Origin of the sequence: Protofrankia sp. CiP1_Cm_nod2 (assembly GCF_920664355.1) — a bacterium.
Lineage (GTDB): Bacteria > Actinomycetota > Actinomycetes > Frankiales > Frankiaceae > Protofrankia.
In genome coordinates, this window is record NZ_CAKKTL010000012.1 from 28,233 (window position 1) to 41,614 (window position 13,382).

At 71.3% G+C, this 13,382-nt stretch carries 12 protein-coding genes and 1 pseudogene; 9 read left to right on the plus strand and 4 right to left on the minus strand.

Annotated features, from left to right (window positions below; genetic code table 11):
* The 4 genes and pseudogenes from NBW84_RS02495 to NBW84_RS02510 form a co-directional block, all read left to right on the plus strand.
* Nucleotides 1–224: pseudogene (locus tag NBW84_RS02495) on the plus strand (hypothetical protein); the annotation flags it as partial.
* 236 nt (nucleotides 225–460) lie between these two features.
* Entirely contained in the window at nucleotides 461–2,260 is a 1,800-nt protein-coding gene (locus NBW84_RS02500) for a 3-hydroxyacyl-CoA dehydrogenase family protein (RefSeq protein WP_250281308.1), read from the plus strand.
* Nucleotides 2,261–2,387: 127 nt separating this feature from the next.
* Nucleotides 2,388–2,888, plus strand: a complete 501-nt coding sequence (locus NBW84_RS02505; protein WP_250281328.1) for a DUF1232 domain-containing protein — start codon at nucleotides 2,388–2,390, stop codon at nucleotides 2,886–2,888.
* Nucleotides 2,889–2,962: 74 nt separating this feature from the next.
* On the plus strand, nucleotides 2,963–3,208 hold the full coding sequence (locus NBW84_RS02510; RefSeq protein WP_250281309.1) for a hypothetical protein: 246 nt from the start codon (nucleotides 2,963–2,965) through the stop codon (nucleotides 3,206–3,208).
* Nucleotides 3,209–3,296: 88 nt separating this feature from the next.
* Here NBW84_RS02510 and NBW84_RS02515 read toward each other — a convergent pair whose 3' ends face one another.
* Nucleotides 3,297–3,959, minus strand: coding sequence for a sugar-binding protein (locus tag NBW84_RS02515; protein WP_250281311.1), 663 nt, complete (start codon nucleotides 3,957–3,959; stop codon nucleotides 3,297–3,299).
* A gap of 145 nt (nucleotides 3,960–4,104) precedes the next feature.
* Nucleotides 4,105–5,442 (minus strand): crotonyl-CoA carboxylase/reductase, encoded by a 1,338-nt coding sequence (gene ccrA, locus NBW84_RS02520; protein WP_250281312.1) that lies wholly within the window; start codon nucleotides 5,440–5,442, stop codon nucleotides 4,105–4,107.
* A 165-nt stretch (nucleotides 5,443–5,607) separates the two neighbouring features.
* On the opposite strand from ccrA, the gene NBW84_RS02525 reads away from it, so the two are divergent.
* Nucleotides 5,608–6,165 (plus strand): SigE family RNA polymerase sigma factor, encoded by a 558-nt coding sequence (locus NBW84_RS02525; RefSeq protein ID WP_445548532.1) that lies wholly within the window; start codon nucleotides 5,608–5,610, stop codon nucleotides 6,163–6,165.
* A complete protein-coding gene (locus NBW84_RS02530) occupies nucleotides 6,162–7,151 on the plus strand; it encodes a hypothetical protein (RefSeq protein ID WP_250281314.1) in 990 nt (329 codons plus the stop codon). The genes NBW84_RS02525 and NBW84_RS02530 overlap by 4 nt, the downstream gene beginning before the upstream one ends.
* Nucleotides 7,152–7,861: 710 nt before the next feature.
* Here NBW84_RS02530 and mce read toward each other — a convergent pair.
* The gene (gene mce, locus NBW84_RS02535) at nucleotides 7,862–8,284 is read right to left on the minus strand and encodes a methylmalonyl-CoA epimerase (protein WP_250281315.1); all 423 of its coding nucleotides are present in this window, start codon (nucleotides 8,282–8,284) and stop codon (nucleotides 7,862–7,864) included.
* A gap of 287 nt (nucleotides 8,285–8,571) precedes the next feature.
* On the opposite strand from mce, the gene NBW84_RS02540 reads away from it, so the two are divergent.
* Entirely contained in the window at nucleotides 8,572–9,756 is a 1,185-nt protein-coding gene (locus NBW84_RS02540) for an acetyl-CoA C-acetyltransferase (RefSeq protein WP_250281317.1), read from the plus strand.
* Between the two features lie 11 nt (nucleotides 9,757–9,767).
* Nucleotides 9,768–10,787, plus strand: a complete 1,020-nt coding sequence (meaB, locus tag NBW84_RS02545; RefSeq protein ID WP_250281320.1) for a methylmalonyl Co-A mutase-associated GTPase MeaB — start codon at nucleotides 9,768–9,770, stop codon at nucleotides 10,785–10,787.
* Nucleotides 10,788–10,829: 42 nt separating this feature from the next.
* Here meaB and NBW84_RS02550 read toward each other — a convergent pair whose 3' ends face one another.
* The gene (locus NBW84_RS02550) at nucleotides 10,830–12,428 is read right to left on the minus strand and encodes an ATP-binding protein (protein WP_250281322.1); all 1,599 of its coding nucleotides are present in this window, start codon (nucleotides 12,426–12,428) and stop codon (nucleotides 10,830–10,832) included.
* A 258-nt stretch (nucleotides 12,429–12,686) separates the two neighbouring features.
* Here NBW84_RS02550 and NBW84_RS02555 point away from each other — a divergent pair, with 258 nt between their 5' ends.
* The gene (locus NBW84_RS02555; protein WP_250281324.1) at nucleotides 12,687–12,983 is read left to right on the plus strand and encodes an MTH1187 family thiamine-binding protein; all 297 of its coding nucleotides are present in this window, start codon (nucleotides 12,687–12,689) and stop codon (nucleotides 12,981–12,983) included.
* Nucleotides 12,984–13,382 lie beyond the last annotated feature (399 nt).

Sequence of the window (13,382 nt, forward strand, 5' to 3'; positions counted from 1 at the left end):
CGGCCGGCCAGCGGGTTCACCACGACGGGCCGCGGCGGCTGTGGGAGGAACTGGAGGCGGCCTACCGCTGGTGGATCGACGCCGGGCGGCCGGACCACAGCCGTTTCGGTCTGACGGTCACTCCCGATGGCCAGGCGTTCTGGCTGGACGATCCCGACCAGGTCATCTCCTGCCAGGAACACCGGTCCTGCCAGGAACACCGGCCGGAGGATTCCACCGGATAGGTTCGGTGGGTCATGTCGACCTTGTCCCGTCGGAGTTCGGTCGAGAATACGATGTTCGGTTGCGAAGGCGATTCCTGGTTGATGCCGGCTGCCCGATTGCCTGTTGGTTGTTCCTTTTTTGGCTGACGTGACGTGGCGTGGCCGGTTGTGGGGCCGTGGGTCGAAGACCTGGTGGAGCATCCGCGCGTCGCTGGTGGGCACAACGACGACAGCGACGACGAGAGGGGTGGTCCGGGATGGCTGGGGACTTCACGAGGGTTGGCGTGGTGGGGCTTGGCACCATGGGCGCGGGGATCGCCGAGGTGCTGGCGCGCGCCGGTATCGAGGTGGTGGGCGTCGAGCACGACGACAGGGCGCTGGCCCGGGGGCTCGGCCGGATCCGTCACTCGACCGACCGGGCGGTCGATGGCGGCAAGCTGACCGGGGCCGGCCGGGACGCGCTGTTCGCCCGGATCCACGCCGGCACCGATCTGTCGGCGGTGGCGGACTGCCGGCTGGTCATCGAGGCGGTGCCCGAGCGGCTCGAGGACAAGCGGGCGGTCCTCGCCGACCTGGACGCGCTGTGCCCGTCCGGGACCATCATCGCCACGAACACCAGCTCGCTGTCCGTCACCGAACTGGCCACCGGGACGTCCCGGTCGTCCCGGGTCATCGGCACCCACTGGTTCAACCCGGCGCCGGTCATGGGGCTGGTCGAGATCGTCCGCACGGTCGTCACCGACGCCACCGTGCTGGCGGACGTCGAGGCCCTCGTCACGAAGGTCGGCAAGACCGCGGTGATCGCCGCGGACCGGGCCGGCTTCATCGTCGACGCCCTGCTGTTCGGCTACCTCAACAGCGCCGTGCGGATGCTGGAGGCGCACTACGCCACCCGGGAGGACATCGACGCGGCCATGCGGCTGGGCTGCGGGCACCCGATCGGCCCGCTCGCGCTGCTCGACCTGATCGGGCTCGACTCGGCCTACGAGATCCTGGACTCGGTCCACCGCACCTCCCATGACCACCTGCACGCCCCGGCGCCGCTGCTGCGGCAGCTGGTCGCGGCCGGGATGCTCGGCCGCAAGACCGGGCGCGGCTTCTACACCTATGCCGCCCCGGACACGTCCGAGATCGTCGACACGGTGCCGGCGGCCGGGCCCGCGGCCGGCACCGGGAGCGGGCCCGGCCCGGTGACAGGGCCGGTGGCCCGGCCGGTGCGGGCGGTGGGCATCGTCGGCAGCGGGACGATGGCCGCCGGGATCGTCGAGGTCTGCGCCCGCCACGGCTACGACGTGGTGTTCCACGCCCGCGGCGAGGAGAAGATCGCCGCTGTCCGCAAGAAGCTGGAAGGCTCGCTCGAGCGGGGCGTCGAGAAGGGGAGGATCTCCCTGGACGACCGGGCCGCCGCCCTGTCCCGGGTGCGGGGCAGCACCGACCTGGCCGCCCTCGCCGGCTGCGACCTCGTCATCGAGGCGGTCGTGGAGGATCTCGCGGTCAAGCGGGCCCTGTTCGCCGCGCTCGACGCGGTGGCACGCCCGGGGGCGGTGCTGGCGACAACCACATCGTCCCTGCCGGTGGTCGAGTGCGCGGCCGCCACCGCCCGCCCGTCCGACGTGGTGGGGATGCACTGGTTCAACCCGGCGCAGGTGATGCGCCTGGTGGAGATCGTGCCCACCGTCCTGACCGCGGGCGACGTCACCGCCACGGCCTTCGAGGTGGCACGGGCGATGGGTAGGCATCCGGTGCGCTGCGGTGACCGGGCCGGTTTCATCGTCAACGCCCTGCTGTTCCCCTACCTCAACGACGCGGTGAAGATGCTGGCGGACCACTACGCGGACATCGACACCATCGACACGGCGATGACGGTCGGCTGCGGGCATCCGATGGGGCCGTTCGCGCTCGTCGACGTCGTCGGCCTGGATGTGACGCTTGCCATCCAGCGCGCTCTGTACCAGGAGTTCCGGGAGCCCGGCCACGCGCCGGCTCCGCTGCTCGAACACCTTGTCAGAGCGGGTTATCTCGGCCGCAAGACCCGGCGCGGGTTCCGGGTCCACTGATCGGGTGCACCGGTCGCGGGGCTGCTGTGGTGTCGGCCCTGTCGCCTACCATGGCGCCGTACGGCGTGATTCGTCACCAACACGCCGGCCCCTGCTGCCGCACCCGGAGGATGCCGCGATGATCCCGCTGGACAAGCTGGACAAGGACGCCGTCCGGGAGCTGGGCCGCGAGATCGTGACGTTCCTGCCCGACTTCGTGGTGATGCTCAGGAAGGTCCTGGCCGATCCGCGGGTCTCCCAGTCGGCCAAGCTGGAGGCGGCCGGGGCGCTGGCGTATCTGGTGTCCCCGAAGAACCGGCTGACGAACCTGATCCCGGTGGTGGGCCAGCTCGACGATGTCGCGATCGTGGCCTTCGCGTTCCGCCGGCTGGAGATCGGTGCCGGTGAGGCCGTGCTGCGGGAGCACTGGCGCGGCAGCGAGCGGGCCTTCCAGCTCCTGCTGGGCGCGTCCGCCGCCCTGTCGTCGCCGCGGGGGATGATCCGTAAGGCGAAGCTGGTGAAGACGATCGCCGCGTCGACCGCCAACCGGATCGGCGTTTCCCGGCGTCCCCCGGCGGGTGGCGCGGACCCGCATCGGATCATCGAGGGTGAGGTCGTCGACCGGACGTCGGCGACGCGCCCGCAATGACCCGGCGCCGGTCCCGACGGGCGCGGGCGCAGGCGCAGGGGCAGGCGCAGGCATCGCAGGCACCGCAGGCACCCGTGATCGTCGGATCCGAGACGACCGAACAGCACCCGGACGGCGACTGGGTCGTCCGCCGGGTCAGCGGCGCGGCCGCGTGGAAGTACTACCGCTGTCCCGGATGCGAGCAGGAGATAGTCCCGGCCACCCCGCACGTGGTGTGCTGGCTGGACGACCAGGTCGCCGACCGCAGGCACTGGCACACGATCTGCTGGGCCCATCGCGACCGCCGGAATCCGTCGGGCCGGTCGCGGCCGGGCGGCTGATCCGGCCCGGGATCCCGGCCCGCGATCCCGGCCCGCGATCCCGGCCCGAATACGGCCGCGGGCCCGTGCCCCGCGGACGGGGCCCGGGTCAGGAGTGGACGGCGGCGGGCTGTTCGGCGTCCACCGGTTCCGGATCCACGCCGGGATTCACGCTGAGATCCAGCGGGGCCATCGCCGCGGCCAGCCGGTCGCGCAACTGGCCGAGCTGAGTGGTCACCTGGTCGCGTTGCCGGCCGAGGTCGGCGAGCCGGCGCCGGGAGTCGTTCTCGGCCCTCTCGGCCGCTTCCCGGGCGCTGGTGACGATCTGCTCCGCCTGCGCCTCCGCCGTAGCGACGATCTCCTGAGCCTTTGTCTCGGCCTCCCGGATCGTCCGTTCGCGGGTACGCTGCGCGTCGGCGTGGGTCTGCCGGGCCTCCTCCAGCGCGACCTCGGCCTCCCGGGTCCGCTCGGCGCGGACGGCGGCGGCCTCTTCCTCGGCAAGCTGGAGGATCTTGGTGATCCGCCCGCCGAACTCCTCCCAGGCCGGCCGGTTGGCGGCCAGATCGTCACGCAGGGTGGCCGCCTCGATGGCGGCCTCCGAGGCGGCGGCCTCGGCCGCGGCCCGATGCGACTCAGCTTCCCGCAGCTGTTCGACGAGCCAGTTGACATGTGCCCTGACCTGATGCGGATCGTAGCCGCGACGAACCAGATCGAACTCCGGCGAGGCGTCCCCACCACCGGACATCGGGATGAGATCGGTTTGTTCGGTCATGGGACATCAGCGTGCCAGACCACTGCCATGGTTGACCTCCTCGGGGCCGGTGAACCGACGTACATCGAGTCTCCCGGAAAGTGCGCCGATCGCCAGGTTTGTGCTCGAGAAACCCGGCGTTGCGGGTACCCCGTATCCAATACCCCTACACCCCGCGGAAGCGGTTGATCTGGGTGAGGTGACGCTCGCGCGTCGCCTGGTCGCGGACGCCGAGGCCCTCGGCGGGGGCGAGGCAGAGCACCCCGACCTTGCCCTGGTGGAGGTTGCGGTGGACGTCGTGGGCGGCCTGCCCGGTCTCGGTCAGCGGGTACACCCGGGAGAGAGTCGGATGGATCAGGCCCTTGGCGATCAGCCGGTTGGCCTCCCACGCCTCGCGGTAGTTCGCGAAATGCGACCCGATCACGCGCTTGAGGTTCATCCACAGGTAGCGGTTGTCGTAGGAGTGCATGAAGCCGCTGGTGGAGGCGCAGGTCACGATCGTCCCGCCGCGCCGGGCGACGTAGACGGAGGCGCCGAAGGTCTCCCGCCCGGGATGCTCGAAGACGATGTCGGGGTCCTCACCGCCGGTGAGCTCCCGGATCTTCCGGCCGAACCGCTGCCATTCCTTCGGGTCCTGGTTGTGCTCGTCCTTCCAGAACCGGTAGTCCTCCTCGGTCCGGTCGATCACCAGCTCGGCGCCCATCCGGCGGACGATCTCCGCCTTCCGGGCGGAGGAGACGACGCAGACCGGGATCGCGCCACCGTTGAGTGCCATCTGCGTCGCGTAGGAGCCGAGCCCGCCGCTGGCACCCCAGATCAGCACCACGTCGCCCTGCTTCATGTTCGCGCCGTTGCGCGACACCAGCTGGCGGTAGGCGGTGGAGTTCACCAGCCCGGGGGCGGCGGCCTCCTCCCAGCTCAGATGCGCGGGTTTCGGCATGAGCTGGTTCGCCTTGACCAGGGCGAGCTCGGCCAGCCCCCCGAAGTTGGTCTCGAAGCCCCAGATGCGCTGCTCCGGGTCGAGCATCGTGTCGTCGTGGCCCTCGGGGCGCTCCAGCTCGACCGACAGGCAGTGGGCCACGACCTCGTCGCCGGGCGCCCAGGCGTGCACTCCGGGCCCGGCGCGCAGGACGACCCCGGCGAGGTCGGAGCCGACCACGTGGTACGGCAGGTCGTGGCGCTTGCCGAGCGGGGAGATCCGGCCGTAGCGCTCCAGGAAGCCGAACGTCGAGAGCGGCTCGAAGATCGACGTCCACACGGTGTTGTAGTTGATCGCGGATGCCATGACCGCGACCAGCGCCTCGCCCGGGCCGAGCTCGGGGGTGGCGACCTCCTCGACGTGCAGGGAACGTCGAGGGTCCTTCTCCTGGGAGGCGAGTCCGGCGAAGATGTTGACGTCCGCCTTGCGAACCACCGCAGCCCGGTACCGCTCGGGCACGCGAAGGTCCGCGAACTCCTTCCGGGGGGTGTCACCGGCAAGAATCGCCTCAGCAATTTCCTTCACGATCGACCTCCCATGCGTCATGTGTGACGTGGGCCAAGATGCTACCGGCGGGTATGCCCAGTAGTCGTCCAGTAGGGGGTGTACTTAGGGGCCGGAAGCGATACAACCTGAGGTGAGAGCAACCATTGGGGGTGGGAGCGCGTCTGATCCGGTGTGACCGCGCCCATGACAGTCGTGGAGGGGTGGCGGCCCGTGCCTGCGCGGAGCGACGCCGCCCGTAGCGAGGTCGCGCGGGACGCCGACGCCGCCCTCACCGTTTTGTACTCGGAACATTACCGGTCGCTTGTCCGTCTCGCCGCTCTCCTGCTTGACGATCTCGGCCTGTGCGAGGAGATCGTCCAGGACGCCTACATCCGTGTGCACGCGGCCTGGGGCCGCCTGCAGGACCGCGAGAAGGCACTCGCCTACCTGCGGCAGACCGTCGTCAACCTGGCACGTTCGACGCTGCGGCGCCGGCTCGTGGCCCTCAAGCACGCGCCCAAGCCGATGCCGCACGCGGCCAGCGCGGAGGAGGGGGCCTACGCCCTGGTCGAACGGGCCGCCGTCGTGCAGGCCCTGCGCGAGCTGCCGCGCCGCCAGCGGGAGGCCGTGGTCCTGCGCTACTACGCCGATCTTTCCGAGGCGGACACCGCGGCGGTCATGCGCTGCAGTGTCGGATCGGTGAAGGCGTACACGTCCCGCGGGCTCGCCGCACTGGGCAGCAAGCTGGAGGGCCTGCGGTGACCGGGCTCGAAGCCGACGAGCTACGCCGGCGTCTCGCCGAGGCGGTCGAACCGCTCCAGGCGTCGCCGGACGCGTACGCGCGCATCCGCGCCAGGGTGCTCCGCCGGCGCCGGATGCGGGTGCCGGCCGCCGCCTTCGGCGGGCTGGCGCTGGCGGGTGTGATCACTATCGCCTACGTGGTGAGTGAGCCCCGTGACTCCACCACCCTGGTCGAACCGGCCACGCCGCCGCTGGCGCAGACGGCCGGCGCGACAGCCGCGCGGGTCCCGACCTCGTCGGCCGCCCATGGCGGCGGCGTGGGCGGCCCGGTCCGCGGGACCATCACCGCGCAGCCCTCGTCGCTGTCCACCTCGCCGGTCACGGAGACCAGCCCGCTGCCGTCCCCGAGCGCGACGGCCGGGCGGCCCAGCGTCTCGCCCAGCAACGTCAACTCTCCGCCCCTGCCGCAGCCGGTGTCCCGGCCGGCGAAAAAGGGCGACGTCGACGGTGACGGCACGGACGACACGACGCAGCTGTCCGGCAACACCCTCGTGGTCACGCTCAGCCGGTTCGGGCCGGCCACGCTGGCGCTGTCGGAGGTGGTGTCGCCACTGACCATCTCGATCGTCGACATCGACGCCGACGGCTACGGCGAGCTGATCGTCCAGACCGGGGGCAACGCCGCCGACACCAGGACGTTCGGCGTGATCAAAATGATCGCGGCCAGGCAGCTGCGGCAGCTGAGCGGGCCGCCGCTGCCGCTGCCGGCCGGTCTTGCGGGCGCCCACGGCGACGGCTTCACCTGCGACGGCCCGACGCCCGGGACGGTGGTCGTCGCCGCCGGCAACGCCACCGGCGGCGCCGCCGGTGACCGGACGTACTCGGTGACGTACACGACCTGGCGGCTGACCGGCGAGAGCTTCCAGACGGTCGGCGCGCCCACATCCGCGACGGTGGACCTGAACACGACCGCGTCACCCTTCACCGCCGGCTGCGGCATCAGCTAGCCCCAGATTTTCGCCCTGCGAAAATCTGGGGACCCCGGCCCTCGAGAGCTGGTCGTCATCGGTGGTTTCTGGATCATCTGGTGATGATCCAGAAATATAAGGATCTTGAGGTGTGTTCGCCCTGCGAAAATCTGGGGACCCCGGCCCTCGAGAGCTGGTCGTCATCGGTGGTTTCTTGATCATCTGGTGATGATCCAGAAACATAAGGATCTTGAGGTGTGTTCGCCCTGCGAAAATCTGGGGACCCCGGCCCTCGAGAGCTGGTCGTCGTCGGTGGTTTCTTGATCATCTGGTGATGATCCAGAAATGTAAGGATCTTGAGGTGTGTTCGCCCTGCGAAAATCTGGGGATGGCGAAGATTGTCTGATGGCGATCTGGAAAGGTGGAGATCCTGAAGGCGGGGAGCCCGCGGTGTGATGGCCGCGGGAAAGAGTCACGGGAAAGACAGGAAAGAGCCGCGGGAAAGAAAAGCGTGGTGGTGGGATGAAAAAGGATGTGAATCCGGCGCTGTCCCGAACAGCGGCGGATTCACATCCTTCAGGTGTTTATGGGGAGGGGGGGTCGCCCCGCGACGGTTCGTCGGCGATGGTTCCTGGATCATTCGGTTGTCGTTTTCGGGATTTTTGGTCAGCTGATGACGGCCGGCACCGGTGATGGCCGACGATGGGGGCCGTGGCGCTGGCTGGCGGGAGGCTGCCGGGGGTGGCAGATCAGTGTTTGGCGGCCTGCACCAGCTCGGTCAGGACGCCGCCGGTGTCCTTCGGGTGCAGGAAGGCGATGCTCGCGCCCATGGAGCCGTGCCGGGGCCGTTTGTCGACCAGCCGGACCCCGGTGGCGCTGATCGAGGCCAGTGCGTTCTCCACGTCCTCGACGCCGTAGCCGATGTGATGAACTCCCTCGCCGTTGCGGGCGAGGAACTTGCCGACCGGCGAGTCCGCCCGGGTCGGCTCCAGCAGCTGCACATAGGAGCCGCCCGCGGGGCCGTCGGCGACGGACAGCATGGCTTCGTGGACCCCCTGCTCCTCGTTGACCTCCTGGGACGCTACCGTGAGGCCGAACGTCGTCTCGTACCAGGAGATGGACTTCTCCAGGTCGCGGACGGCGATGCCGACGTGGTCGATTCTGGTGAACATCGCGGTCTGTGCCCCTCTTCCGTGGTCGTCGTGGTCGTCGTGGCCGTCGCAATTGTCATGATCATTATGATTACCGTGATCGTCGCGGTGATGCGGATGAAGGAGGCGCGGGAAGTGCGGGCGGCTCGCCGTCCCGCCGTCCCGTCCTCACCGGGATCGTTCCGGGATGCTGCCACACCTGACCGCGAGCGGCGCGGATACGCGGGTCGCCCCTGCTCGCCCGGCATGTTGGTCATGATCACGTTATGGTTACCGAAGACGCTGTCGTACCTGCGGGAGGCCCACTCATGCCTGGTTCCGTCATCGTGGCCGGCGCCCGGACGCCGATCGGCAAACTGTCCGGTTCGCTGAAGAGCTTCTCCGCCGTCGAGCTGGGCGGGTTCGCGATCAGGGCCGCGCTGTCACGGGCCGGGATCAGCGGTGACCAGGTCGATTACGTGATCATCGGGCATGTGATCCAGGCGGGCCAGGGCCAGATCACCGCCCGGCAGGCGGCGGCCAGGGGCGGCATCCCGCTGAGCGTTCCCGCGCTCACCGTGAACAAGGTCTGCCTCTCCGGGCTGGACGCGATCGCGCTGGCCGACACCTACATCGCCAGCGGCGAGTTCGACATCGTCGTCGCCGGTGGGATGGAGTCGATGACACACGGCCCGCACCTGTTGCGGTCCCTGCGCGCGGGCGTCCGCTACGGCAACGCCGAACTTGTGGACGCGACCGCGTACGACGCCCTGACCTGCGCGTTCGACCAGGTGGCGATGGGGGATGGCACCGAGCGGGGCAACGCGACGCGGGGTATCGGCCGGGCCGAGCAGGACGAGTTCGCCGCCCGGTCGCACCAGCGGGCCGCCGCCGCGATCAAGAACGGCCTGTTCGACGAGGAGATCGTCCCGATCGAGGTGCCGCAGCGCCGCGGCGACCCGATACTGATCAGCCAAGACGAGGGCGTCCGCGGTGAGACCACCGCGGGCTCGCTGGCGAAGCTGCGCCCCGCCTTCGCCGCCGACGGCACGATCACGGCCGGTTCGGCGTCGCAGATCTCCGACGGCGCCGCGGCCGTCGTGGTCGCCAGCCGGGCCAAGGCGGCCGAGCTCGGCCTGCCCGTGCTCGCCGAGGTCGGCCATCACGGTTTCGTCGCCGGCCCGGACCCGTCCCTGCACTCCCAGCCGTCGAACGCGATCCTGGCGGCGCTGCGCAAGGAGGGGCTGACCCCGGCGGACGTGGACCTCTACGAGATCAACGAGGCGTTCGCCGCGGTGGGCATCCAGTCCATGCGCGACCTCGGTATCGGCCCGGACGTCACCAACGTCAACGGGGGCGCGATAGCGCTCGGGCACCCGGTCGGCATGTCCGGTACCCGCATCGCCCTCACGCTCGCCCACGAGCTGCGCCGCCGGGGCGGCGGTACCGGTGCCGCCGGCCTGTGCGGCGGCGGTGGCCAGGGCGACGCGCTCGTGCTGCGCGTCCCGGCGTGAGCTCGGCCCCGGTGGTCCTCCCGGCACCCGGGCCGGCTCTCGCGCGCTCCGCGGCCCCGGCCGACCTGGTGGACGCCGCCGTCGCCGGCTCCCCGCGGGCGCTCGCCCGGCTGATCTCCCTGGTGGAGGACGCCTCCCCGCAGCTGCGGGAGATCATGGCCCTGCTGGCGCCACGCACCGGCCGGGCGCAGGTGATCGGCCTCACCGGTTCCCCCGGGGTGGGCAAGTCGACCTCGACGTCCGCTCTCGTCGGCGCGTTCCGCGCCCGTGGCCTGCGGGTCGGTGTCCTGGCCATCGACCCGTCGTCCCCGTTCAGCGGCGGCGCGCTGCTCGGGGACCGGGTGCGCATGCAGCAGCACGCCACCGACCCCGGCGTCTACATCCGCTCGCTGGCCTCCCGCGGGCATCTCGGCGGGCTGTCCTGGGCGACCCCACAGGCACTGCGCGTGCTGGACGCGGCCGGCTTCGACGTGGTGCTCGTCGAGACGGTGGGGGTGGGCCAGGCCGAGGTCGACATCGCCTCGCTGGCCGACACCACGCTGGTGCTGCTGGCGCCGGGGATGGGCGACGGCGTCCAGGCGGCCAAGGCCGGCATCCTGGAGATCGCCGACGTGTTCGTGGTCAACAAGGCCGACCGGGACGGCGCGGAGCACACCTACCGGGAGCTCAAGCACATGATCGCCCTGACCGGGCCGGCCGGCGGCCAGCGGTGGCAGCCGCCGGTGGTCAAGACCGTCGCGTCCCGTTCGGAGGGCGTCGACGAGATCGTGGACGCGATCGTCGATCACCGTGCGTGGATGGTCGAGCGGGGCGTGCTGGACGCCCGCCGGCGCCGGCGGGCCGCCGACGAGATCGAACAGATCGCGCTCACCGAGCTGCGGGCCCGCATGGGCGGCCTGCGGGACGCCACCCTGCTGGACGCGCTCGCGGGCGAGGTCGTCGCGGGCGCGCTCGACCCCTACACGGCCGCCGAGCGCGTGATCGCCAGCATGACCGCCAGCGCGACCGGCGGTGGGACGATCATCGGGTGATCCGGCCGGTTCCCGCCGGCCGGCCGGGGCGCCGGGCCGGCGCTACTGGTGCGCGTGGCGCGCGTGGTGCGCGGCCTGCTGCCGCTCGCCGCGGCGCACTGCCAGATGGCCGGCCGCCGCGATCACCGCGTTGACGTCGAGGGGCGCTCCGGCGACATCCACCGCGCCCGCCTGCCGCAGCCTGGTCAGGTCCCGCGGGTCGTCGTCCGTGGTGAGGACGACAGCGGGGATCTGCCCGGCGGTGGCGTCCGCCGCGAGCGCCCGCAGCAGTTCCTCGACCGGGGCGTCGGGCAGGATCCGGTCCAGCAGCACCAGCGCCGGCCGGGCACGCCGTACGGCGTCCAGCGCGAGGGCGGCGCGCGGGACGCAGACCGTGTCCGCTCCCAGCGAGCTGCGCAGCACATGGGTGACCATCGCCCGGGTCGCCGGATCACCGCTGACGTGCACGACCCGCAGGCGGTTGTCGACCGTCCCCGTCGCTGGCCCTGGCCCTGGCCAGGGTCCTGGCCTCGCTCCTGCCGGCCGGCCCGTGACGGCCGGCGGCGGCCCGAACCCGTCATCGTCGTCCGGGTCGTCGTAGGCGTCGTAGGCGTCGTCGAAACGGACGTCGATGGTGTCCAGGACCACGGCGAACACGCTGCCCACCCGGTAGCGGCTGGCCGCCGTCAGAACGCCGCCCATGGCCGTGACCAGGGCGTGGGACAGCGCCAGCCCCAGCCCACTACCCTCGACGCCGCTCCGTTCGGCTCCGAGCCGTTCAAACGGCCGGAACAGCCTGCTCATGGCCTCGGGGGGCAGGCCGTTGCCGTCGTCCTCGACCTCGATCCGCACCCGGGCCCCGGTGACGGGCACGATCCCGACGCGGACGGTGCCGCCCTCCCGCCCGTACTTCAGGGCGTTGCCGACCAGGTTGAGCAGGACCTGCCACAGCCGCCGCCGGTCGGCGTCGGCGACCAGCGGCTCGGCCGGTGAGATGACCCGCCGGATCCCGCGCTGCGCGGCCAGCGGCTCGACCAGCTCGACGACACCCTGGACGATCTCCAGGACGTTGACGGGCCCCTTGTTGATGTCCCCGCGGCCGGCCCGCAGCCGGGCGAGGTCGAGCACGTCGTCGATGAGGGCCTGCATGTGCCGGCCACCGGTGATGATCCGTTCGATGTCGTCGTGCAGCTCCGGGGCCAGCGGCTCGAGCTCCAGCAGCTGGGCGAAGCCGAGGACCGCGTTGAGGGGGGTGCGCAGCTCGTGGCCGAGCCGGGCGATGAACTCGTCCTTCGCGCGGGACTCCCGTTCGGCCGCCTCCCGGGCCCGGATGTCCTCGGTGTCCTGGGCGGCGATCACGAAGCCGCCGTCGGGGTCGGCCCGCACCGACACCAGATAGGGCGCCGGGTTGCCCGCGGCGTCGACGAGGTCGACGGTTCCGCGCCACTGGCCGGTACGGCCGAGCGTCCGGGGCACGACATCGCGCAGCCGGACCCGCGAGGACGGCTCCACCACGTCGACCAGGTCCCGCAGATGGGTCGTCCCGGCCAGCCGTTCACCGAGAAAGGTCCTCGCGGCCGCGCCCGCGTCGAGCACGCGGCCGTCCGCGCCGACGAGTACGACCAGGCTTGTCAGCGCGTCGAGGAGGGTCCGTGGAACCACCTAGGCCTCGTCGTCCCGTGCCTTGTCATCCCGGTCATCGCGCATCGTCCACTCCACGGCGGGCAATAGTAGGGCGTGCCGTCGAAGAGCGTTGTCCCGGGTTTGGTCGAGTGTCCGTTTATGCCGTCCCAGGGATGGAACCTGCACAGAAGGTAGCATCCGGCGGCTGGTCGTCGCCAATGCTGGCACACTCACCAATCCCGGCAGGCTCACCGATACCGGCACGAAGGCGGTGGCAGCCATGGTAGATCTTGAACCATGCTCGTAGCGTTCAGCGTGACCCCGATCGGCACCGGCGAGGACGTCGGCGACCTGGTCGCCGAGGCGGTGCGGGTGGTCCGCGCCAGCGGCCTGCCCAACGAGACATCGGCGATGTTCACGACGGTCGAGGGGGAGTGGGACGAGGTCATCGACGTCGTGCGCCGGGCGGTCGAGGCCGTGGCCGCGCGGTCCGGACGGGTGAGCCTGGTACTCAAGGCCGACATCCGCCAGGGGGCCACCGACGCGATACACACCAAGGTCGCCTCGATCGAGCGGCGCCTGGCCCAGGAGTGACCCGGCGGCGTTCTGTCGCCCGGCCACGGGGCCGGGCGGGCCGGGCGGGCCGGCCAGGCTGGGCGGGTTGGGCTGATTCGTCGGGTCTGCGTGCCCTCCGAGCCGGCCGGATACGCGGTGCCGGCCGGCTGCTGGCACCCGGTCCGCCGAGGCGGTGTCCGGTTTCGCTGCCCGGATGCAACGATGGAGTCATGCCACGGAGGTCACCCATGTCGTCCGGGCCCCGGTCGTCAGGACCAGGGCCCGCCAGGTCGCGAAACGCCTCGCCCTCAGATCCACGGCTTTCCGGCGAACTCGCCGGCCTCCGCTTCGCCGGCGCGGTCCCGCTCGACCCCAAGCCCGCGCCCGCCCGGCCGGCGGCCACCGCCGCGGGTGCAGCCCGAGCCGCCCAGGCGGGCC